Raw genomic sequence first — 22743 nt, forward strand, 5'->3', positions numbered from 1 at the left:
CCTTTTTTTCTTGCTGCCTTGCCACCATAACTCTGTATTCTCGGTCTGTGGACCGAACCGAAACTGAACCTGGAGTACCCCTGCGATGTCGCAGTCCCAAGATGCATCTGTAATGCCGACCTTTGAGCTGCCTTTGTTGCCTTTGCGCGACGTGGTGGTTTATCCGCAGATGGTGATTCCGCTGTTTGTTGGACGTGAAAAATCCATTCATGCACTGGAAGCCGCCATGCAGAAAGACAAAAAAGTCTTTCTGTTGGCGCAGAAGGATGCTGAGGTGGATGATCCCGAAGTGGAAGACCTCTACACCATTGGTACGCAGGCCAGCATTCTGCAGTTATTGCGCTTGCCTGATGGCACGGTCAAAGTGCTGATTGAGGGTGATCAGCGTGCCCGCCTGGAATCGGTGCGTGCTGAGTCCAGTCATAATCCTCAGGGCGAGGCTGTCAGTTATCTGGTTGCCAGTGCCACTCTGCTGGATAGTGAAACCCTGTCCGAGCGTGAACAGGAAGTACTGACCCGAGTCTTGCTGAACCAGTTTGAGCAGTACGTCAAACTGTCCAAAAAAGTACCTGGTGAAGTCCTCAGTAGCCTGCAAAATATTGCTGACCCGGTACGCATGGTGGATACCGTTTCTGCCCACATGTCGCTGAGTGTGAAAGATAAGCAGCAATTGCTGGAACTGGATCGTGTGCGTGACCGCATCGAGCGGTTGATGGCGCAGATCGAAGAAGAAATTGACCTGTTGCAAGTCGAAAAACGCATTCGTGCCCGCGTTAAGCAGCAGATGGAAAAAACCCAGCGTGAGTACTATCTGAATGAGCAAATGAAAGCCATTCAGAAGGAAATGGGTGATCTGGAAAACACCGGAAACGAAATCGAGCAGCTGACGCGCAAGATTGAAGCGGCTGGCATGCCGACGGATGCCAGAGAAAAGGCGACTGCTGAGCTCAACAAGCTGAAAATGATGTCACCCACTTCAGCAGAAGCCACTGTGGTGCGTGGTTATCTGGACTGGATGGTGAATCTGCCATGGAAAAAGCGTTCACGTGCCAGTATTGACCTGAAAAAGGCCTCTGAAATTCTTGATGCAGACCACTATGGTCTGGAAGAAGTCAAAGAACGCATTCTGGATTATCTGGCTGTGCAGCAGCGGGTCAAAAAAATCAAAGGCTCGGTACTGTGTCTGGTTGGGCCGCCCGGTGTTGGTAAAACCTCGCTGGGTCAGTCGATTGCCAAGGCCGTTAATCGCAAGTATGTGCGTATGGCGCTGGGTGGTGTACGTGATGAAGCGGAAATTCGTGGTCATCGCCGTACCTACATCGGTTCCATGCCCGGCAAGCTGGTGCAGAAACTGTCTAAAGTTGGCGTCAAAAACCCGCTGTTCCTGCTGGATGAAATTGACAAGCTGGGTATGGATCACCGTGGTGACCCTTCTTCTGCGCTGCTGGAGGTGCTGGACCCGGAGCAGAACAGCAAATTCAGTGACCATTATCTGGAAGTGGACTTTGACCTGTCCGAAGTGCTGTTCATCTGTACTGCCAACTCCATGAATATTCCCGGTCCGCTGCTGGATCGTATGGAAGTGGTGCGCCTGCCCGGTTATACCGAAGACGAAAAGAGCAACATTGCTGAGTGTTATCTGGTACCCAAACAAATGGAAAATGCCGGTTTGAAGGTTGGCGAAGCCACCTTTGAGCTTGCCGCGCTGCTGGAGATGATCCGCTATTACAGCCGCGAAGCCGGGGTGCGTGAGCTGGAACGTCAGATTACCCGCGTGTGCCGTAAAGTCGTACGTGAGCTGGGTGAAGGCAAGGTGCAGGCACCGGTTAAGGTTGATGCCGCAGCCATTGAGCATTACCTGGGGGTACGCAAATACAACTACGGCCTGGCAGATGCTGAAAATCAGGTTGGGCGGGTGACCGGTTTGGCCTGGACCAGTGTGGGTGGTGAGCTACTCAGTATTGAAGCGGCCATCATGCCAGGCAAGGCGCGCCTGGTGAAAACCGGCAAGCTGGGTGATGTGATGCAGGAATCCATTCAAGCCGCCCTGACGGTGGTCAGAAGCCGTTGCATGGCGCTGGGCATTGATCCAGAGTTGTTTGAGAAAAAAGACATCCACATCCACGTACCTGAAGGGGCCACCCCAAAAGATGGTCCCAGCGCCGGTATCAGCATGTGTACCGCTCTGGTGTCCGCTTTTACGGGCATTGCAGTACGCTCAGATGTTGCCATGACGGGTGAAATCAATCTGCGGGGTGAGGTGATGCAGATTGGTGGCCTGAAAGAAAAACTTCTGGCGGCTCGCCGTGGAGGCATCAAAACCGTACTGATCCCGCAGGATAATGAGCGCGACCTGAAAGAAATTCCCGACAGTATTAAAGGCCCGTTGAAAATTGTGCCAGTGAAATGGATTGATCAGGTGCTGGATGTTGCGCTTTCCGAACACCCTGTGCCGCTCACGGCAGAAGCCCTGGCAAAAACTGAGGATAAAACCACGGATTTGCGCCCGGGAACCCACTAATTCCTGAAATAATTGCCTCAGGGTATTTCCCTGAAGCTGTCTAAAGGGCTAAGATAGGGTTCATGCGGCTTCCAGAGGCATTAAGGGCCGTTTTGTAACTGCGGTTACTGTCAGCTTGACAATTTTCCGGGCTTGTTGGTATAAGTTCTCCACGGAGTTCGCGACCAGCAGGAAAAGAAGTAAATCCTTGCATTCTGGACGTTGAGCCAAGACTTTACGGAACAGAAGCTTGTTAAATACCAAAAAAGGGGTGGAAGAGTGAATAAGTCAGAATTGATTGATGCTATCGCTACCAATGCAGACCTGCCTAAGGCTGCTGCCGGTCGTGCACTGGACGCAGTGATTGAAGCGGTAACTGCTGCTCTGCAGAAGGGTGATAGCGTCTCTCTGGTTGGTTTCGGCACCTTCGCCGTTAAAGAACGCGCTGCTCGTACTGGTCGCAACCCACAGACTGGTGCAGAAATCAAAATTGCTGCTGCCAAAGTGCCCAGCTTCAAGCCCGGTAAAGGCCTGAAAGACGCAGTTAACTGATTGATCTCAGTCAGAACCAAAAGCGCACCCAGAGGGTGCGTTTTTTTTGCCTTGAAAGAAGCTTCTTCGTTGGTTGTTGCTGGTCAAAAGGCTATAATCCGGCGTTGAACTTCATTTCATTTTGCCTGGACCGAGTGTTTCATGCTTGTAAAAATCAGAGAGAAATCCCGCGGAATCGTCGCCTATTTTCTCGTAGGTTTGATTGCCATTGCTTTTTCCATGTGGGGTATGGATTCACTGTTCACCGCCATGCGCGGTGATCCCAATGAACTCGCCCGAGTGAACGGTGAAAGCATCAGTCAGTTTCAGGTTGACCGCATGGCTCAGCAGCAGATGCGTCAGTTGCTGCAGTCCGGCCAGATCGACCCTGAACAGCTGGATATGAACCTGCTGCGCCAGTTTTCCCTGAATCAGCTGATTCAAGAGGAACTGCTGCGTCAGAAGGCTGCTGACCTGAACATGCGGGTATCGGATCGCCAGGTGGAACGTCAGATCGTTCGCATGCGTGCCTTCCAGGATGAAAATGGTCGTTTCCAGCAGGAAACCTTCACCCAGTTGTTGCGCCAGGAAGGTTTATCACCCGCTGCATTCCGCGCACAGCTGCATGAAGATCTGGTTAATCAGCAGTTGCTGGGTGGCCTCTCTGACAGTGAGTTTGTGCTGGCTTCTGAGCTGACAGAGTTTCAGTTGCTAGTCGGTCAGCAGCGTGATTACCGTTACCGGGTCATTGCTGCAGAAGACTTCATCAGTCAGGTCCGTATCACTGATGAAGCGCTGGAAGCCTTTTATCGTGAGCAGATCGCTCGCTTTATGACCCCAGAGCAGATTCGTGTCGACTACCTGATTTTTGATCCGGCCAGCCTGGTTGCCGGGATGAATGTCAGTGAAGAAGAGTTGCAGCAGGAGTATCAGCGTTATGCAGATACCCTGCGCTCCCAGTCCAGCAGTTATTCTGCTGCTCACATCCTGCTGACTTACAGCAACAATGCAGAAAAACAGGCAGCCACACAGCGTTTGCAGGAAGCCCGCCAGGAAGTACTGGCTGGTGCCGATTTTGCTGAGTTGGCGCGTGATCTTTCCGAAGATCTGGCCACTGCCCGTCGTGGTGGTGAACTTGGACCGGTGCAGCCTGGCAGCCTGAATGCCGCCTTTGAAACAGCCCTGTTTGCCATGAGTGAGCCGGGTCAGGTCTCTGAGGTGGTGGAAACCGAGTTTGGACTGCACCTGATCCAGCTGCTGGCACGAGAAGATGCCAGCGTTCCGCCGTTGAATGAAGTGCGTGAAGAGCTGCGCAGCCGTCTGTTGGCTCAGCCACTACGCGCGGCCACCAGCGACAAGCTGGAACAGCTGCGTAATCTGAGCTTCAGTTCCGAGAGCTTAAAAGAAGTCGCTGAAGCATCAGGTATCGAACTGCACCAGAGTGGCTGGCTGGTACGTGAAACGCTGCCGAGCTTCTGGGCTGAGTCTGCGGTACGTGAAGCACTGTTTTCCCGTGATGTGATTGAAGATGGCTGGATCACTGAACCACTGCGACTGCAGGATGGTCGTTATCTGGTGCTGGCTCGTGATGCTTACCAGCCACGTCAGCAGCAGCCGCTGGAAGCTGTAGCCGATGAAGTACGTGAGCACCTGACGCAGGTTCAAGCCACTAAAATGGCGCGTGAGGCTGCCACCACTCAGTTGGAGCAACTGCAAGCAGGTGAAACCCTGCGTGGTAACTGGCGTGAAATCACTGGTGCAACACGCAATACACAGAATGCCCCCCGTGATATCAATCGTGAGGCCTTCCGTTTAAGCAACAACAATACAGCTGGTTTGGTAACCCTGGCCAATGGTGATACTGCGCTGGTTGAACTGCAGCGCGTTCAGCAAGGTGAGGTGAGTCAGGATCAAGCCGAACTGGCACAGCTACGCCGTTTGTTGCTGGAGGATCGTGGTTATCGTTTGCAGGCTGGTTTTGTGAAACAGTTGGAAAGTGAAGCCAAGATAGAACTGCGCTGATATCAGTTAATCACTGATCTTTGTTGGAACGAAAAAACCGGGCAATCTTTTGATGCCCGGTTTTTTTTCGGGAGAAGGACTGAGTTGATTGGTAAGCGTAATAATTAACCAGGCTTCCTGATGATTACGGCGTGCCAGGGCGTGCCAGGAAGTACCACACCAGAGCCAGCATCTGACAGGCTGCAACGGCAGCAAAGGCGTAAACATAGGCCATATCTGGATAGCTGCCATCTGCTGCCGGAGTCCAGAGCGCAATCAACACGCCAATCAACCACTGGATCAGGAAGGCCGATGCAAAGACCAGCAGATTGAGTGCGGTGTTAACACGGCCGGCTAGTTTTTTTGGGAAAGACTGAGACAGGGCTGCATACATCAGGGTGCCAGAGCTACCAAAAAAGCCCAATATCACCCAGAGTAGCGTTGTGGGTACTGGCCAGCGCAGGATCAATGCCAGCATGCAAACCGAAAACACCAGCATGCCACTGACACTGACTTGAGTGGTGGTAAAGCCCAGTTGTTGCAGCCGGGTGGTCAGCCAGCCGAGCCCCATAAAACCAGCCACCATACCCGCTGCCGACCAGAACAGCAGATCAGCAGTAGCCGAACCTGAGTAACCATCAACTTCCCTTAACCAGACACTGGCCCAGAGGCTGAGCAGGGCAATATAAATTGCCTGGTTCAGTACACTGGCCGGAGCAACCCGAAGAAAGGCGCGATTCCGGAATATGGCCAGGCTGTCACGGATTTGTGTCATCAAGGAGTCTTCGCGTGGTTGCTCGGCAGACAGGATCACCGGAACCCGCAAACGAAGCAGCAGTGCAATGGCCAGGGTCAGAATCGCCAGACCAAAAAACATGCCGCGCCAACCCGTTAATGGCAATAGCCATTCCACCGGTGCGGTGGCGGTAAGTGCACCCAAACCGCCGCAGGCCAGCTGCAGCCCGTTAATCATCGCCAGGCGCTCGGGTGGAACCAGGGCGGCATAGGCTCGAAATGCAGACATCAGGCAGGCAGAAACCCCCAGGCCAATGAGCCCGCGTCCAATCCAGAGCTGGGTGGCATTTTGGGCCAGGGCAAAAATCAGTGCTCCGGCTGCAGCAATCACCAATATGGCTGAGGCAACCTTGCGGGTATCAAAGCGGTCCAGCAACACACCCAGTGGCAATTGCGCTGCTGCAAAGAACAGGAAATAGGCACTGCCAATCCAGCCCAGGGTAGCTGGGCCAAGTCCCAGCTCCAAGGTCAGGGGTTCGGCAATCACACCGTTGACCACCCGGTAAAAATAAGAAAGGTAATAACCCAGCGCAAAGGGCAAAAAGGCATGGAGGAAAAAACGCAGATTAAGAGTCACGGCAGGCTCGGAAGTCAGAGTTTTAGTTATGATGCACCAAAATATGGCATTCAGGGCATTTTGGCAAGCCAGTCCTGATCTGGTAGAGTTGCGCAGATCCTTGATGATGCAGGAAAAAGCTGACCATGTTGCCAGGACGTCTCATGCTGGACCTGGAAGGCCCACAACTGACTGATGATGAACGTCTGCTATTGCAGCGTGAAGCAGTGGGTGGGGTCATCCTTTTTGCACGAAATATTATTAATCGTGAACAGGTTGAACATTTAACGGCTGAAATTTGTTCGTTACGCCCTGAACTGCTGTTGGCAGTGGATCAGGAAGGGGGACGGGTACAACGTTTAAAAGAGGGCTTTACCCGCCTGCCAGCGATGCGGCAACTGGGCTGCCTTTACGATCTTGATGCCAGTGCAGCACTTGAAGCGGCTCGCTTAATGGGCCAGTTGATGGCTGCCGAGGTGATTGATGTTGGGCTGGATATCAGTTTTGCACCAGTGCTGGATCTGGACTATGGCCAGAGTGAAGTGATCGGTGATCGTGCCTTTGCATCGGATACCGGTACACTGATCCGCCTGGCAGAGGCTTTTATCGATGGCATGCATCGGGCAGGTATGGCTGCAACCGGTAAACACTATCCGGGTCATGGTCATGTTGCCGGTGACTCTCACACCTGCCTGCCGGTGGATCATCGCAGCATGCAGCAAATTCGTGATACCTGCTTAAAACCCTTTGTTGCCCTGGCGCCGCGTTTACAAGGCATCATGCCAGCCCATGTGATTTATACCGCACTGGATGATCGTCCTGCTGGTTTTTCACGCCCGTGGCTGGACTTGTTGCGTAAAGAACTCAAGTTTTCCGGCATGGTTTTCAGTGATGATCTGACCATGGCCGGTGCAGGTGCAGCAGGTGATTTTGCTCAGCGAGCCGAAGCAGCACTCAGTGCCGGATGTGATCAGGTGCTGGTTTGTAATGACCGAGCTGCTGCCTTGCAGGTGCTGGAGTGGCTGGAATCAAGCAATGCCGGTTGTTGTGAGGCGGCTAGTGGATTAAAGGCAAACCCACCCACCGGTGGTGACTGGCTGGCATCACCGGAAGCCTTGTTGGCTCGCCAGCTGGCAGGATTACTGGTTGACAAGGAGTTACAGGCAGCCTTGCATCTGCTGGTCTGATCAGACATGACACAATGAACAGGAAAGGCTAGTGATCGATTTTTTGGAAAACGTCTCTTCAGCGGGCGGTATCATTCCCCGGGAGTACGCCTGGATTATCCAGGTGTTTATTGTGGTGTTTGTGGCGTTGCTGGCGAATTATTTTGCCAGACGTTTTTTTGACAAGCTGGAAATCCGCTTTAACGCCACTCGCAATCACTGGGATGACCTGTTGCTGGATGCTGGACGTAAACCGGCAGCCATTTTTATCTGGGTTCAAGGCCTTTTGTGGGCACTGGACATTGTGCGCGCCAACTCGGACGTGGACTTGTTTGAGGTGGTCGACCCACTGCGCCGGATTACCGTGGTGGTGCTGTTGACCTGGTTTGTGGTGCGTTTTATTTCCGGGTTGGAATCTCGACTGGTGCGTCCTGGCATGTTGCGCAGGCCGATGGATGTCACCACGGCCCAGGCCATCGGCAAGCTGCTGAAAGCAACCTCATTGATCACCGCCGCACTGGTACTGCTGCAAAGCCTGGGCTTCTCGGTTGCCGGTGTGCTGGCATTTGGTGGCATTGGTGGCATCGCCATCGGTTTTGCGGCACGCGATCTGTTGGCCAACTTCTTTGGCGCATTAATGCTTTATTTCGACCGCCCCTTTGCTGTGGGGGACTGGATACGCTCACCGGACCGTGAAATTGAAGGCACGGTAGAAGAAATCGGTTGGCGCCTGACGCGTATTCGAACTTTTGACCAACGCCCCCTCTATGTACCCAACTCCATTTTTGCCAATATTGCAGTGGAAAACCCATCGCGCATGTTTAACCGGCGGATTTTTGAAACCATTGGTATCCGTTATCAGGATGCAGACAAGATGGCTGGCATCATTCAGCAGGTGCACAATTATTTGAAAAACCATCCGGAACTGGAAACAGATGCCCGCACCCTGATCGTCAACTTTAATACCTATGCAGCATCGTCACTGGACTTTTTTATCTATACCTTTACCAAAACCACCAACTGGGTTGAGTTTCACCGCATCAAGCAAGAAGTGCTGTTAAAGGTTTTTGAAATCATCCGGGAAGCGGGTGCCGACATAGCCTTTCCAACCCGCACGCTGCATGTGGCTGACCCGGTACTGCTGGAAACGGCTGCACCCCCTGTTTCAAATTTGCCGCGAGCTGAATCATGAAAGAAGAAAAGCAGGTCGAAATTCAACGCATCAACCAGGTGCTGCAAGAGGCTGATTGCCTGATCGCTGAGGCTCAGATCAGTGAAGCCCTGGACCGCATGGCAGCGGAGATCACGACCTGTCTGCAAGATCGCCTGCCGGTGGTTTATTGTGTGATGAATGGTGGCCTGTTTGTGACGGCTGAACTCTTGCGACGCATGCGTTTTCCACTGGAAGTGGATTACCTGCATGCCACCCGTTACCGCCGCGAAACCTCCGGTGGCGAGTTGCACTGGCGGGTCGAGCCGGAAATCGACATGAAAGGCCGCAGTGTATTGGTCGTCGACGACATTCTGGATGAAGGGGCCACCCTTGCTGCAATTCTTGAACACTGTCGCCAGCAGGGTGCCAGTGAGGTGCGTTGTGCGGTGCTGGTGGATAAACAGCATAATCGCAAGGCAGTGCCGGGTTTTGTGGCTGACTTTACCGGTCTGCAGATCGAGGACCGCTACCTGTTTGGTTGTGGTATGGATTACCAGGGTTACCTGCGTAATCTGCCGGCCATTTATGCCCCACGCGGGCTTTAAGACGAGGCACAGGTTATGCTGGCGATTATCGGTGGTACCGGACTGACCCAGATTGAAGGGGTGCAGCTGTTGGCCGAGCGTTCTGCGCACACCGCACTGGGTTCTGCTTCTTCACCGGTCACCGAGGCCCGTCTGGAAGGCCAGCCGGTACTGTTTCTGGCCAGGCATGGGCATCCCCATCGCATTCCACCCCATCGCATTAATTACCGTGCCAATCTGCTGGCGCTGCAGGCGGCGGGTGCCACCCGCATACTGGCGATTAATGCCGTGGGGGGCATCGATCCTGCATTTACACCCGGTTCGCTGGTGCTGCCCGATCAGATCATTGATTACACCTGGGGGCGTGAAGCCACCTTCTTTGATGGCGATTATCTGCCATTAAAACACCTGGATTTCACCTGGCCTTATGATAAAAACCTGCGTAAAAGCCTGCTGGCTGTAGCCGCCAAGGAAAAAATACCTGTCCATGCTGGTGGAGTCTATGGTGCAACCCAGGGGCCACGGCTGGAAACTGCTGCAGAGATCACCCGCATGGCCCGGGATGGCTGTACGCTGGTGGGCATGACTGGCATGCCGGAAGCCATGCTGGCTCGTGAGCTGGAGTTGCCCTATGCCTGTCTTTCGCTGGTGGTCAACCCGGCAGCAGGTCTGAGCAGTGAAGCCATCACCATGGCGGGGATTGAGCAGGTGCTGCAGCAGGGCATGGGCGAGGTGTTAAAACTGCTGCGGGCCTTTGTCAGAACCTCCTGACCTGCACCTTTAAAAGCCTCGGCCCTCAGCGAGTGGCAGCAGGCACTTCCCGTTCCGGTGCTCGTTCAATGCGAATCAACAGGCCCATATATGGGCTGTCAATAAAGTGCAGTTCGTTACTCCGCATTCTGCGGCGCTGGTGCATGCGGGCTGAATCGATGGGTTGATAACGTCCCTCCACCCGGGAAGAGCCATGGCGCAGTTCATCCGCTGTCGGCGGCTGTATGAGTGCAGGCAGCTGCAGTTGAGTGGATGTTGCGCTCAGAGACAGGGGATTGCGGCTGTCGAGTAGTACCTGGTCCACACTGCCGCTGAGCACTTCCGGTACTGCTTCAAAACGGCTGAAATACAGGTCCGTTTCAACGTGCAGGTAACGGGCTACCATGACTTTTAGTGTGCCTTGCAGTTCGGGCATGCCGTCATAATAGTTACCCCCTTCAATCAGCAGTGGAATGCTGCGATCTTCTCCGACGACATGCATGCGCCAGGCGTCATGGAATAACACCCGATAATCACGGCTGCGTTCAATGGCTGCTGCCTCGCGCACCAGTTGAACCTCGATGGGTTCATAAAGGGGTTGGGGCAAGTAATTCAGACGGCTCCAGGCCGGTGATGGCCCGATTTTCATCGCTGCGGCTGTAACCGGCTCAAAAATCTGCGGGCGGCCGGGTTTTTCAGTGGAATTGGTGGCCGGAGTCTGAGTGAAAATCAGTACCTCAATCAGATAATCCCGCTCATTGCGGTGAGGCTGGGTGTCTTCTGCTTGCAGCGGTGGGGCAGGCAGCAACAGAGCCAGCAGCAACAAACAGGTCCCGAAAGCGGGTTTTAATTGCATGACATTTTTTTCCATTCTGACTGTACGCATGTCCGGTATCGAAGGTTAGGGGCTTGGCTTCCCGAAGTCAAAAGCTTCACGCCAGTGCATCCAGTAACTGTTGCAGTGCGGTGAAACATTTTTCGGCATCTTCCATGCTGCGAGTGAATTTTAATGCCTGAGCGCCATCCAGCCGGTAGACCTGAGGTTGACGCTGCACCAGTTGCACCAGCTTGATGGGTTCCACCCGGGTCTGGCTGCTGAAATGCAGTACCCCCTTGTCCTTGCCGGCGTCAATGCGCTGGATGCCCATGGCCTCAGCCTGATGGCGCAGATCGGTCAGGCGAAACAGGTTTTTGGTGGCATCCGGCAGCAGACCAAAGCGGTCAATCATTTCCACCTGCAGCTCTTTTAATCCGGCCTTGTCACGGGTGCTGGCAATGCGTTTGTAAAGCTGCAGGCGAGTATTCACATCCGGCAGATAGTCATCCGGAATCAGGGCAGGCAGGTGCAGATTGATTTCCGTACCGCGCTGCAGTGGTAAATCCGGGTTGGGAGTTTTACCGCTGCGAATGGCTTTGACCGCTTCATCCAGCAGGTCCATGTAGAGTGAAAAACCAAGGCTTTCAATCTGCCCGCTCTGTTCTTCACCCAGCAACTCACCGGCCCCACGAATCTCCATGTCCTGTGAAGCCAGCACAAAACCGGAACCCAGATCTTCATTCAGGGCGATGGCTTCCAGGCGTTTCTCGGCTTCTGCTGTTGGTTTTTTGCCTTCCGGGGTCAGCAGGTAGGCATAAGCCTGGTGATGTGAGCGCCCGACTCGACCACGCAACTGGTGCAGCTGAGCCAGACCAAACTTGTCAGCCCGCTCAATGATGATGGTGTTGGCGTTGGGAACGTCAATGCCGGTTTCGATGATGGTGGAACAGAGCAGCAGGTTAAAACGCTTGTGATAAAAGTCCTGCATCACTCGTTCCAGCTGACGCTCCGGCATCTGGCCATGAGCCACACCCAGGCGCACTTCCGGAATCAGTTCACGCAGCTTTTCAGCGGCATTTTCAATGGTGCTGACTTCATTGTGCAGGAAATACACCTGCCCGCCGCGCAGCAGCTCACGCAACACGGCTTCCTTGATGATGGCTTCATCCCGCTGGCGCACAAAGGTTTTTACCGACAGGCGACGAGCCGGAGGCGTGGCAATGATCGACAGGTCACGAATGCCGGACATGGCCATGTTCAGTGTGCGCGGAATCGGCGTGGCGGTCAGAGACAGCAGATCCACGTTGGCGCGCAGGGCTTTTAACTGTTCTTTCTGGCGCACACCAAAACGGTGTTCTTCATCAATGATGACCAACCCCAGGTCCTGGAATTTCACCGAGGACTGCAGCAGCTTGTGGGTGCCGATCAGGATGTCCACCTTGCCTTCTTCCAGGCGCTGAATGCAGACTTCCTGTTCCTTTGCCGAACGAAAGCGCGACAGCAGCTCCACATTCACCGGCCAGTCGGCAAAACGGTCACGAAAGTTCTCGAAATGCTGCTGGGCCAGCAGGGTGGTGGGCACCAGCACTGCCACCTGCTTCTGGCCGTGCACGGCAATAAAGGCCGCACGCATCGCCACTTCGGTCTTGCCGAAACCGACATCACCACAGACCACCCGATCCATTGGGCGGGTGCGGCACATGTCCTGGATCACCGCGTTGATGGCCAGTTGCTGGTCAACGGTTTCTTCAAAGGGAAAACCGGCACTGAACTGTTCCCAGGCGGTTTCATCCAGCGTGAAGGCATGGCCTTTCTGGGCTTCACGGCGGGCATAGATGTCCAGCAGTTCAGCCGCTGTGTCACGGATTTTTTCAGCTGCTTTACGACGCTGTTTATCCCATTGATCGGAACCCAGTCGGTGCAGTGGTGCCACCTCATCACTGGTACCACTGTAACGACTGATGCGATCCAGTGACGCCACCGGCACATACAGGCTGGCATTGTCGGCATACACCAGCTTCAGGAATTCCTGGGTCTGGCCACCGGCACTGAGGGTTTCCAGTCCCATGTAACGACCAACACCATGATCGATGTGCACCACCGGTGCGCCGGGCGTCAGCTCAGTCAGACTGCGAAAGGCCAGCTCCTGATTCACGGCTGCAGTCTGGCGGCGGCGGCGCTGCATGATGCGCTCACCGAACAGGATGGACTCGGTGACCAGCAGCAACTGGGGTTGCTGAATGTACAGGCCGCGATCCAGGGGTGCCAGGGTCAGGGCCAGGCGTGGGCGCTCGGTGACAAAGGCGGGCCAGTCAGCCACATCCACCGGTTGCAGATCATGGCGACCGAGCAGTTCCAGCAGGGCTTCACGACGACCGCGAGACTCGGCAGTTAGCAGGATGCTGGCCTCCGGGTGTTGTGCCATGAAGTCCTGCAGGGCACCCAGTGGACGGGGTGACTTGGCCGCTACTGCCAGCTCAGGCAGCGGCAGCGCAGGCATGGTGACATCACCGGACAGGCTGGTGTCACTGGCACCGGCATGGAGTTCAATGCGGGCAAAGGCATTGCGTTCGCGGTTCAGCTGCTCCAGCGGCAGATAGAGTTCAGTCGGGGCCAGGCAGGGGTGCTGTACATCATGGCGCAGGCTTTCGTAGCGCCGCTGGATTTCATCCCAGTAGTGGCTGGCGGCCTGCTGGATATTCCCCTGTTCAGCAATCAGGCTGGCGTCCGGCAGGTAATCAAACAGGGTGGCGGTGTGACTGAAAAACAGCGGCATCAGGAATTCCAGTCCCGGTGTCACACGGCCCTTCAAAGTGTCCTGGTACAGGTCGCAGCGAGACAGATCCACATCAAAGCGGGTCTGAAATTCAGTGCGAAAATGTTTGAGTGCCGCTTCGGTCAGAGCAAATTCATGGGCGGGCAGCAATGAAATGCGCTCTGCCTTTTCTTCGGTGCGCTGGGTTTCCGGATTAAAAAACCTCAGTGACTCTATCTCGTCATCAAACAGCTCAATGCGAATCGGCTGCTCACAGCCCATCGGGAACAGGTCCAGCAAACCACCCCGCACGGCAAACTCACCGTGTTCGTACACCGTGTCCACATTGCGGTAACCGGCTTCTTCCAACTGGCGTCGGAAACCATGCAGATCGAGGCGTTGGCCGGGTTGCAGATCCAGTGCATGGCTGGCCACAAAATCCGCTGGTGGCAGGCGTTGCATCAGGGTGGTGACCGGTACCACCAGTAATCCCTGTTTCTGGGTGGGCAGAGCCAGCAGGGTTTTCAGGCGTTCTGAAACGATGTCCTGGTGGGGTGAAAAGCGGTCATAGGGCAACACTTCCCAGTCCGGCAGGCTGAATACCGGCAGTTGATCACCGGCAAAAAAACGCAGTTCATCCACCAGTTGCTGAGCACTGCTGCTGTCCGGGCAAACCACTAACAGTGGTGCATCCAGTGCCGCAGCGGCTTCAGTCAATGCCAGTGCCCCGGCTGCATCTGGAAGCTGCAGCCAGCGTTGTAAAAAGCCGGGTTTACGGGGCAGGGAGGCAGATAAAAGTTGTGGAGCAGCTGGCATGGATGTGGGTCACTTGAAATCGGCAAAAACCGGATGATACCAGCCTGTTGCACAGGACAAAATGTCTGCGTCACTCCAAAGTATAAAGGTGTCAGTGGGTGACTGATTTGCCTGCTTTGCCTTCAGCAAGCATAATAGCGCCCAAAAAATGGGTACCTGGTCTTCAATGAATCGCCCAGTGTGAACCTGAAAAGCCGTGCAAAAGTATTAATCAATCAATGAGAGGCAGCCCCCGTGACTGACACTAAACTGGATTCCTACTTCGAAGACTGGCAAGAGCGTGAATCCACTGCTGAAGCCATGATCCCGATGATTGGACGCCTGTACCGCAAATACAATGTGGTCACCTCCATCTTCGGTCGTGCACTGGTGAATCGTTCCGCCATCCGCATTCTGAAGGATCACCGTTTTGTGCGTCAGGTGGAAGGTGACGAGCTGGATGTGCGTGACAGCCATCTGCTGCTGGAAACACTGCTGAAACTCAAGCCTGCTCCCGCTCACGTGGATATCGGCAAGCTGGCTGCCAAATTCCGCAAGCAGGGCGGTGGCGACATGGAAGCCTTCCTGCAGGCTGAAATGGGTTCAATTCTGGGTAAGCACAAGGATGCTGATCTGGGTGGTGAACCAAAAGACGTGGTGCTCTACGGTTTTGGTCGCATCGGTCGTCTGGTCGCGCGCATCCTGATTGAAAAAGCCGGTGGCGGTAGCCTGCTGCGCTTGCGTGCTGTGGTCGTGCGTGGCGGCAAGGATGGTGACCTGGAAAAGCGTGCCAGTCTGCTGCGTCGTGACTCGGTACATGGCCCGTTCAATGGCACCATTTCCATCGATAGCGAAAATAAGGCACTGATTGTCAACGGTAACTACATCCAGTTCATCTATGCCAATTCACCCGAAGAGGTTGATTACACCAAATACGGCATCAGCAATGCCCTGGTGGTCGATAACACTGGTATCTGGCGTGATGAAAAAGGCCTCAGTCAACACCTGGCCTGTCCGGGTGCTGCCCGTGCGCTGTTGACTGCGCCGGGCAAGGGTGACATCAAGAACATTGTTTATGGCATCAATGACAAGACACTGACGGATGATGACAAGATCATCTCTGCAGCGTCCTGTACCACTAACGCCATCGTGCCGGTATTAAAAGCAGTGAATGACAAGTTCGGTGTGGTCAGTGGTCACGTGGAAACCGTGCATGCTTACACCAACGACCAGAACCTGATCGACAACTTCCACAAGGGAGATCGCCGTGGTCGTTCTGCTGCCATGAACATGGTGTTGACCGAAACCGGCGCAGCAAAAGCGGTTGCCAAGGCACTGCCGGAACTGGCTGGCAAACTGACCGGCAACGCCATTCGTGTGCCGATCCCCAACGTTTCCATGGCGATCCTGAATCTGACCCTGAATCAGGAGACCAGTGTTGAAGAGTTGAACAACTACCTGAGCTGGACCGCCCTCTACTCACCGATGCAAAAACAGATCGACTTTGTTGAGTCTGCAGAAGTGGTGTCCTCGGACTTTGTTGGCAACCGTCACGCCGGCATTGTGGATGGCAAGGCCACCATCGTCAGTGGCAAACAGGCTGTTCTCTACGTATGGTATGACAACGAGTTCGGTTACAGCTGTCAGGTGGTGCGTATCCTGCAGGATATTGCCAACGTGAAGTTCCCCTACTTCCCGGCTGATCGCGACTGACCCTTCGGTCATACTGATAAAAGGCTGTAAGCTTTTGGCTTACAGCCTTTTTTTATCTGTTTCAGGTCAAATGATCCTTGAGTTGAGTAGCCATCAGGGGGCAGGGTCTTTATAATGCTCCCAATTTTATGACCCATCCGCTGCGACAAATGGACGCGGAAAAAACGGGTCAGCGAATACTTCAAGTCCTGCAGGGTGGTGCAGACAACCGCCGAGCAAGCTGCAGGGCGAGACACGATTTTTTTGATGTAAAACCTTAGCTTTAAAAAGCTGTGTCTTTAAACTTGGTGATTGGGCGAGACCTATGATTAAAATCAAGCGTGGCCTTGATCTACCCATCGCCGGCGCACCGCAGCAGTCCATCTCGGACGGCAAGGCAGTGCGCTCAGTTGCAGTCCTTGGACCTGACTATGTCGGCATGAAGCCGACCATGGCAGTCCAGGAAGGTGACGAGGTGAAACTGGGTCAGATCCTTTTTACGGACAAAAAAACCGCAGGTGTGCAGTACACGGCACCCGCAGCAGGCAAGGTGGTAGCCATCAATCGTGGTCACCGTCGCGCACTGCAGTCCGTAGTGATTGAAGTAGCGGAGCAGGAAACAGCTGTTGAGTTCACCGCTTATGGTGAAAGTCAGCTGGATGGCCTGAATCGCGAGCAAGTGCAGCAGCAGTTGGTTGACTCCGGCTTGTGGACTGCCTTCAGAACCCGGCCTTTCAGTCGTGTTCCAGCGCTGGATGCCAAACCCAGCTCGGTGTTTGTCACCGCGATTGATACCCACCCCCTGGCTGCTGATCCGGCAGTCATCATTGCCGAACAGAAAGAAGCCTTCCTGGCCGGTCTGAAGGTGGTCAGCAAGCTGACCGAAGGCAAGACCTTCATCTGTAAAAAAACCGGCGCTGATCTTCCGGTAATCACCGGCGGCTCTTTTGAAGTAGCCGAGTTTGAAGGTGTGCACCCTGCTGGTCTGGTCGGTACCCACATTCATTTCCTTGATCCGGTCAGTGCCAAGAAACAAGTTTGGCACCTGGGCTATCAGGACGTGATTGCTGTCGGTCACCTGTTCCTGACCGGTAAGCTGAATCCTTCCCGTGTGGTGGCCATTGCTGGTCCGCTGGTTAAAGAGCCGCGCCTGGTTCGTACCCGTGTCGGCGCTGATCTGAATGATCTGCTGGCTGGTGAAGTGAATGCCCCCAATGGCACTCAGCTGATTTCCGGTTCTGTCTTTGGTGGCCGTGCTGCCAATGGACCGCTGGCTTATCTGGGTCGTTACCACAATCAGGTTTCGGTGCTGGCAGACGGCAGCAACCGTCAGTTCCTCGGCTGGTTGTCTCCAGGTCTGCCGGGCAGCAACCGTCACTCGGTGATGGGCATCTACCTGTCCAGCTTCTTTGGTCTGGGTCAGCGTTTTGCGCCGAATACCTCTACCAACGGCTCCGAGCGGGCCATGGTACCGGTAGGCGCTTACGAAAAAGTCATGCCGCTGGATATTCTGCCCACGCAGCTGCTGCGCACACTGATTGTTGGTGATGTGGAAGTGGCCATGCAGCTGGGTTGTCTGGAGCTGGATGAAGAGGACCTGGCCCTGTGCACCTACGTGTGTCCTGGCAAGTATGAATACGGTCCGATCCTGCGTGACAACCTGACGCTGATCGAGAAAGAGGGCTGATGATGAAGGCTATACGTAAACTTCTGGACGCCATGGAGCCCCACTTCCACAAGGGTGGCAAGTACGAAAAGTGGTACGCGCTCTATGAAGCCGTTGATACCATTTTTTATTCTCCTCCGAGTGTGGCCAAAACCACTGCGTTTGTTCGTGATGGCGTGGATCTGAAGCGCATCATGATCACTGTGTGGTTCTGTACTTTCCCGGCCATGTTCTTCGGCATGTGGAATGCCGGTTACCACGCCAATACCGCCATTGATGCCGGTTTTGGTTCCCTGGGTGGCCTGCGTGAAAGCTTTGTAGTGCTGCTGGGTGCTGGTAGCTATGATCCAAACAGTATCTGGGACAACATCATCCACGGGGCAACCTACTTCATTCCCATTTATGCCGTGACCTTTATTGTCGGCGGTTTCTGGGAAGTGCTGTTTGCCATGCGTCGTGGCCATGAAGTCAACGAAGGTTTCTTTGTGACTTCCGTGCTGTTTGCACTGATTCTGCCGTCCACCATTCCCCTGTGGCAGGTTGCACTGGGCATCACCTTCGGTGTGGTGATTGGTAAGGAAATCTTCGGCGGTACTGGTAAGAACTTCCTGAACCCGGCACTGACTGGCCGTGCTTTCCTCTACTTTGCTTATCCGGCAGAAATTTCCGGTGATGCAGTGTGGGTTGCCGCTGACGGTTACACCGGTGCTACCGCACTGTCTGTTGCCTATCAGGATGGCATGGCCAGCCTGCAGCAGCAGCTGAGCTGGTGGGATGCCTTCATTGGCGTGATGCCTGGCTCCATTGGTGAAACCTCCACCCTGGCAATCTTCATTGGTGGCGCAATCCTGTTGCTGACCCGCATTGCCTCCTGGCGCATCATGGCCGGTGTCATGCTCGGCATGGTATTCACCTCTACGCTGTTCAACATGATTGGTTCCGAAACCAACGCCATGTTTGCCATGCCCTGGTACTGGCATCTGGTGATCGGTGGGTTTGCCTTCGGCATGGTGTTCATGGCCACCGACCCGGTGTCTGCCTCCATGACCAATCAGGGCAAGCTGGTGTTCGGTGCACTGATCGGCATCATGACTGTGCTGATTCGTGTCATCAACCCGGCCTTCCCGGAAGGCATCATGCTGGCCATTCTGTTTGCCAACCTGTTTGCACCGCTGATTGACAGTATGGTGGTGAAGGCAAACATCAAGCGGAGGATGCTGCGCAATGTCTAAGAGCAATGATTCAATCAAAAAGACTCTGACCGTTGCTTTCCTGCTGTGTTTGGTCTGTTCGGTCATCGTCTCTGGCGCTGCCGTGGCTCTCAAGCCGCTGCAAGTTGCCAACCAGGAACATGATCGCCGCACCAACATTCTGGTGGCTGCCGGTCTGATTCAGCCGCGTGAAGCAACCCGCGAGCGCGTCAACGCTGAGTTTGACAAGATTCAGGTGAAGGTTGTTGACCTGCGTACCGGCCAATATGTTGACCATATCAATCCTAACGAGTTTGATCAGCTGCGTGCAGCCGCTGAGCCTGCCACTTCAGAGCGTCTGGCTGTAGATCCAGCGGGTATTCGCCGTCTGGAACACTATGGTCTGGTGTACCTGGTGGGTGATGTGGACAATCCTGATCGCATCATCATTCCAGTACGTGGTTCTGGTCTGTGGTCCACCCTCTATGGCTTCCTGGCCCTGGAAGGTGATGGCTCTACCATTGCTGGCCTGGGTTTCTATCAGCATGCTGAAACCCCCGGCCTGGGTGGTGAAGTGGACAACGCTAACTGGAAAGCCCAGTGGCCCGGCAAGCGTGTTTTTGCTGAGGATTCCATGCAACCCCGTCTGGGTCTGGCCAGTAATCCGGATCCGGATCACCAGGTGGATACCCTGGCCGGTGCGACCCTGACTGCGCGTGGTGTAACCAACCTGCTGCAGTTCTGGACCGGTGAGCGTGGCTACGGACCTTTCCTGGCTAAATTTCGGCAGGGAGTCTAATCATGGCAACTGAAACTCCGAAAACAGTTCTGATCAATCCGGTGTTCAAGAACAACCCCATTGCCCTTCAGGTACTGGGTGTATGTTCTGCACTGGCAGTGACCACCAGCATGAGTGTTGCGCTGGTCATGACCTTTGCGGTTATTTTTGTAACAGCTTTCTCCAACTTGTCGGTATCGCTGATCCGGAATCACATTCCCACCAGCATCCGTATTATTGTGCAGATGACCATCATTGCTTCGCTGGTTATTCTGGTTGACCAGGTGCTCAAGGCTTTTGCTTATGACATCAGTCGCCAGTTGTCAGTGTTTGTGGGTCTGATCATCACCAACTGTATTGTTATGGGGCGCGCAGAAGCCTATGCCATGAAAAATGGTCCGGGCATGAGCTTCATGGATGGTATTGGTAATGGTCTGGGCTACGGCATGGTGTTGTTGGTCGTGGGCTTCTTCCGTGAACTCTTTGGTGCCGGCAGTCTGTTTGGCATCCAGATTCTGGAACTGTCCAAAGATGGCGGTTGGTATGTGGCTAACGGCATGATGCTGCTGCCACCTTCTGCCTTCTTCATCATTGGTCTGATGATCTGGGCCATTCGCTCCTGGTATCCGGAGCAGAATGAAGTGCCAGAGTTCAAGATCACCCACAACACCAAACCCGGGGAGGCGATGTAAATCATGTTTGAACATTATCTGTCGCTGTTTATCTCGTCAGTGTTCGTGGAGAACATGGCACTGGCTTTCTTCCTGGGCATGTGTACCTTCCTGGCGGTATCCAAGAAGATTGATGCAGCCTTTGGTCTGGGTGTTGCGGTTGTGGTGGTGCTGGCCATCACCGTGCCGGTCAACAACCTGATCTACAATGGCCTGCTGCGTGAAGGCGCACTGACCTGGACCGGCATTGCCGGTGCAGAAAACATTGACCTGTCCTTCCTGGGACTGCTGAGCTACATCGGTGTTATCGCCGCGATGGTTCAGATTCTGGAAATGTTCCTGGATAAATACGTACCGGCGCTGTACAACGCCCTGGGTGTATTCCTGCCGCTGATCACTGTGAACTGTGCCATTCTTGGTGCTTCCCTGTTCATGGTGGAGCGCGATTACAACCTTGGTGAGTCAGTGGTTTACGGTGCTGGTGCTGGCGTTGGCTGGGCTCTGGCAATCGTGGCTCTGGCCGGTATCCGCGAGAAACTGAAATACAGTGACGTCCCTGCGGGTCTGCAGGGTCTGGGCATCACCTTCATTGTGGTGGGCCTGATGTCTCTGGGCTTCATGTCTTTCTCCGGCGTGCAGCTGTAAGCCGCTCATGAACAGGTTAAGGAAAGGGTATTAACATGGTCGACTCAACCATCATTCTGCTGGGCGTCGTCATGTTCACCTTGGTCGTGGTTAGTCTCGTCCTGGTGATCCTGGCGGCCCGCAGCAAGCTTGTTAGCTCGGGTAACGTCACCATTGAAATCAATGGTGATCCCAATCACACCATCGTTACTGCGGCGGGCGGCAAACTGCTGACCACCCTGGCAGCGAATGGCATTTTCCTGTCATCCGCTTGTGGCGGTGGTGGCTCTTGTGCCCAGTGTACCTGCCGGGTACTGGAAGGTGGCGGCTCGATTCTTCCGACCGAAGAATCTGCCTTCACCATGCGTGAGAAAAAAGAAGGCTGGCGCCTGTCTTGTCAGGTGCCGGTCAAGCAGGACATGAAAATCGAAGTGCACGAAGAAGTCTTCGGTGTGAAGAAGTGGACCTGCGAAGTGGTATCCAACCCCAACGTAGCCACCTTCATCAAGGAACTGACGCTGAAACTGCCGGAAGGCGAAAACGTCGAGTTCCGTGCCGGTGGTTATGTGCAGCTCGAGTGCCCGGCGCACACCGTTCATTACAAGGACTTCGACATTCAGGAAGAGTACCGTCCTGACTGGGACAAGTTCAATGTATGGAAGTATGTGTCCAAGTGCACTGAACCCACCATCCGTGCTTACTCCATGGCTAATTACCCGGAAGAGCGTGGTCTGGTGAAGTTCAACATCCGTATCGCTTCACCGCCGCCCGGTCGTGATGACCTGCCGCCCGGCATCATGTCGTCTTACGTCTTCAGTCTGAAGCCGGGTGACAAGATTGATGTGTACGGTCCTTTTGGTGAGTTCTTTGCCAAGGAAACCGATGCCGAAATGGTGTTTGTGGGTGGTGGTGCCGGTATGGCGCCGATGCGCTCGCACATTTTTGACCAGCTCAAGCGCCTGCACTCCAAGCGCAAGATCAGCTTCTGGTACGGTGCTCGTTCACTGCGCGAAGCCTTCTACGTGGAAGAGTTCGACAAGCTGGCTGAAGAAAATGAAAACTTCTCCTGGCACCTGGCCTTGTCTGATCCGCTGCCGGAAGACAACTGGACTGGCCCAACAGGCTTCATTCATAACGTGCTTTATGAAAACTACCTGAAGGACCACGTTGCACCAGAAGACTGCGAGTTCTACATGTGCGGACCGCCCATGATGAACGCTGCTGTCATCAAGCTGCTGGAAGACATGGGTGTTGAGCCTGAGAACATCCTGCTGGATGACTTCGGTGGCTAATGCAACAGACTGACAGTTTCAATTCACGGAATTGTTAGACGCATGGGGTTGTCTCTTAACCAGAGGCAACCCTTTGTTCTTTTTAACGAGGTCAACAATGCAAACCTTCTTTTTAACCCTGCTGGTGCTGGGCACCATTATCCTGATCATGTCGGTGGGTGTACTGATGGGGCGTAAACCGATTGCCGGTTCCTGCGGTGGCATGAGTGCGCTGGGTATGGATACTGAATGCGATATCTGCGGTGGTAACAAGGACATCTGCGAAACCGAACAACAGAAAAATCGCAAGGCGCGCAAGTCATCAGCAGCCGACCTGGCTTATGATGCAACGCGTAAATGATAACCTGCTTCCAAAGCCCTATTGCCCTTCAGTGACTGATTGGTCATCATAACGGCAATAACGAGGGTAAAATACTGAAATACAAGG

At 54.3% G+C, this 22743-nt stretch carries 18 protein-coding genes; 15 read left to right on the forward strand and 3 right to left on the reverse strand.

What is annotated here, in order from left to right; translation table 11 throughout:
- Nucleotides 1-85 precede the first annotated feature (85 nt).
- The 3 genes from lon (at nt 86) to BT114_RS02275 (ending at nt 5053) form a co-directional block, all read left to right on the forward strand.
- A complete protein-coding gene (gene lon / locus BT114_RS02265; RefSeq protein WP_084661787.1) occupies nt 86-2521 on the forward strand; it encodes an endopeptidase La in 2436 nt (811 codons plus the stop codon).
- Between the two features lie 201 nt (nt 2522-2722).
- Nucleotides 2723-3052 (forward strand): HU family DNA-binding protein, encoded by a 330-nt coding sequence (locus BT114_RS02270; protein WP_177247021.1) that lies wholly within the window; start codon nt 2723-2725, stop codon nt 3050-3052.
- A 141-nt stretch (nt 3053-3193) separates the two neighbouring features.
- Entirely contained in the window at nt 3194-5053 is a 1860-nt protein-coding gene (locus tag BT114_RS02275) for a SurA N-terminal domain-containing protein (RefSeq protein ID WP_072324674.1), read from the forward strand.
- 124 nt (nt 5054-5177) lie between these two features.
- On the opposite strand, the gene BT114_RS02280 is transcribed toward BT114_RS02275, so the two are convergent.
- Nucleotides 5178-6404, reverse strand: coding sequence for an MFS transporter (locus tag BT114_RS02280; protein WP_245770370.1), 1227 nt, complete (start codon nt 6402-6404; stop codon nt 5178-5180).
- 125 nt (nt 6405-6529) lie between these two features.
- Between BT114_RS02280 and nagZ the strand changes: the two genes are divergently transcribed.
- From nagZ to BT114_RS02300, 4 genes are read left to right on the forward strand one after another with little or no spacing between them, the layout of a single operon-like run.
- Entirely contained in the window at nt 6530-7570 is a 1041-nt protein-coding gene (nagZ, locus tag BT114_RS02285; protein WP_072324676.1) for a beta-N-acetylhexosaminidase, read from the forward strand.
- 31 nt (nt 7571-7601) lie between these two features.
- A complete protein-coding gene (locus tag BT114_RS02290; RefSeq protein ID WP_245770371.1) occupies nt 7602-8741 on the forward strand; it encodes a mechanosensitive ion channel family protein in 1140 nt (379 codons plus the stop codon).
- Nucleotides 8738-9307 (forward strand): hypoxanthine-guanine phosphoribosyltransferase, encoded by a 570-nt coding sequence (locus BT114_RS02295; RefSeq protein WP_072324677.1) that lies wholly within the window; start codon nt 8738-8740, stop codon nt 9305-9307. The genes BT114_RS02290 and BT114_RS02295 overlap by 4 nt, the downstream gene beginning before the upstream one ends.
- Nucleotides 9308-9322: 15 nt before the next feature.
- Nucleotides 9323-10057 (forward strand): S-methyl-5'-thioinosine phosphorylase, encoded by a 735-nt coding sequence (locus BT114_RS02300; RefSeq protein WP_072324678.1) that lies wholly within the window; start codon nt 9323-9325, stop codon nt 10055-10057.
- Nucleotides 10058-10082: 25 nt separating this feature from the next.
- Here the strand turns inward: BT114_RS02300 and BT114_RS02305 are convergent, their stop codons facing one another.
- Complete coding sequence (locus BT114_RS02305; protein ID WP_177247022.1) at nt 10083-10892, reverse strand: CsiV family protein; 810 nt, start codon at nt 10890-10892, stop codon at nt 10083-10085.
- Between the two features lie 76 nt (nt 10893-10968).
- Entirely contained in the window at nt 10969-14424 is a 3456-nt protein-coding gene (gene mfd / locus BT114_RS02310; protein ID WP_072324680.1) for a transcription-repair coupling factor, read from the reverse strand.
- Between the two features lie 234 nt (nt 14425-14658).
- On the opposite strand from mfd, the gene BT114_RS02315 reads away from it, so the two are divergent.
- From BT114_RS02315 to nqrM, 8 genes are all read left to right on the forward strand, one after another.
- On the forward strand, nt 14659-16116 hold the full coding sequence (locus BT114_RS02315) for a glyceraldehyde-3-phosphate dehydrogenase (protein WP_072324681.1): 1458 nt from the start codon (nt 14659-14661) through the stop codon (nt 16114-16116).
- 304 nt (nt 16117-16420) lie between these two features.
- Nucleotides 16421-17782, forward strand: a complete 1362-nt coding sequence (locus BT114_RS02320) for a Na(+)-translocating NADH-quinone reductase subunit A (RefSeq protein WP_072324682.1) — start codon at nt 16421-16423, stop codon at nt 17780-17782.
- A gap of 2 nt (nt 17783-17784) precedes the next feature.
- Complete coding sequence (locus BT114_RS02325; RefSeq protein ID WP_072324879.1) at nt 17785-18993, forward strand: NADH:ubiquinone reductase (Na(+)-transporting) subunit B; 1209 nt, start codon at nt 17785-17787, stop codon at nt 18991-18993.
- Nucleotides 18986-19750, forward strand: a complete 765-nt coding sequence (locus BT114_RS02330) for a Na(+)-translocating NADH-quinone reductase subunit C (RefSeq protein ID WP_072324683.1) — start codon at nt 18986-18988, stop codon at nt 19748-19750. Before BT114_RS02325 ends, BT114_RS02330 begins: the two co-directional genes overlap by 8 nt.
- A gap of 2 nt (nt 19751-19752) precedes the next feature.
- Nucleotides 19753-20421, forward strand: coding sequence for an NADH:ubiquinone reductase (Na(+)-transporting) subunit D (locus BT114_RS02335; protein ID WP_072324684.1), 669 nt, complete (start codon nt 19753-19755; stop codon nt 20419-20421).
- A 3-nt stretch (nt 20422-20424) separates the two neighbouring features.
- On the forward strand, nt 20425-21045 hold the full coding sequence (gene nqrE, locus BT114_RS02340) for an NADH:ubiquinone reductase (Na(+)-transporting) subunit E (RefSeq protein ID WP_072324685.1): 621 nt from the start codon (nt 20425-20427) through the stop codon (nt 21043-21045).
- A 35-nt stretch (nt 21046-21080) separates the two neighbouring features.
- Nucleotides 21081-22316 carry an NADH:ubiquinone reductase (Na(+)-transporting) subunit F gene (gene nqrF, locus BT114_RS02345; protein WP_072324686.1) on the forward strand — a complete coding sequence of 412 codons (1236 nt, stop codon included), beginning with the start codon at nt 21081-21083 and terminating at the stop codon, nt 22314-22316.
- Between the two features lie 97 nt (nt 22317-22413).
- Entirely contained in the window at nt 22414-22656 is a 243-nt protein-coding gene (gene nqrM / locus BT114_RS02350) for a (Na+)-NQR maturation NqrM (protein ID WP_072324687.1), read from the forward strand.
- The last annotated feature ends 87 nt before the right edge of the window (nt 22657-22743 follow it).

It is taken from the genome of Marinospirillum alkaliphilum DSM 21637, assembly GCF_900119735.1.
GTDB lineage: Bacteria > Pseudomonadota > Gammaproteobacteria > Pseudomonadales > Halomonadaceae > Marinospirillum > Marinospirillum alkaliphilum.

Coding starts and splice junctions, on each gene's coding strand:
- BT114_RS02295 (WP_072324677.1), top strand. CDS start 8,738: ATGAAAGAAGAAAAGCAGGTCGAAATTCAACGCATCAACCAGGTGCTG.
- nqrF (WP_072324686.1), top strand. CDS start 21,081: ATGGTCGACTCAACCATCATTCTGCTGGGCGTCGTCATGTTCACCTTG.
- BT114_RS02275 (WP_072324674.1), top strand. CDS start 3,194: ATGCTTGTAAAAATCAGAGAGAAATCCCGCGGAATCGTCGCCTATTTT.
- BT114_RS02320 (WP_072324682.1), top strand. CDS start 16,421: ATGATTAAAATCAAGCGTGGCCTTGATCTACCCATCGCCGGCGCACCG.
- nagZ (WP_072324676.1), top strand. CDS start 6,530: ATGTTGCCAGGACGTCTCATGCTGGACCTGGAAGGCCCACAACTGACT.
- BT114_RS02325 (WP_072324879.1), top strand. CDS start 17,785: ATGAAGGCTATACGTAAACTTCTGGACGCCATGGAGCCCCACTTCCAC.
- BT114_RS02300 (WP_072324678.1), top strand. CDS start 9,323: ATGCTGGCGATTATCGGTGGTACCGGACTGACCCAGATTGAAGGGGTG.
- nqrM (WP_072324687.1), top strand. CDS start 22,414: ATGCAAACCTTCTTTTTAACCCTGCTGGTGCTGGGCACCATTATCCTG.
- mfd (WP_072324680.1), bottom strand. CDS start 14,424: ATGCCAGCTGCTCCACAACTTTTATCTGCCTCCCTGCCCCGTAAACCC.
- nqrE (WP_072324685.1), top strand. CDS start 20,425: ATGTTTGAACATTATCTGTCGCTGTTTATCTCGTCAGTGTTCGTGGAG.
- BT114_RS02335 (WP_072324684.1), top strand. CDS start 19,753: ATGGCAACTGAAACTCCGAAAACAGTTCTGATCAATCCGGTGTTCAAG.
- lon (WP_084661787.1), top strand. CDS start 86: ATGTCGCAGTCCCAAGATGCATCTGTAATGCCGACCTTTGAGCTGCCT.
- BT114_RS02305 (WP_177247022.1), bottom strand. CDS start 10,892: ATGCAATTAAAACCCGCTTTCGGGACCTGTTTGTTGCTGCTGGCTCTG.
- BT114_RS02330 (WP_072324683.1), top strand. CDS start 18,986: ATGTCTAAGAGCAATGATTCAATCAAAAAGACTCTGACCGTTGCTTTC.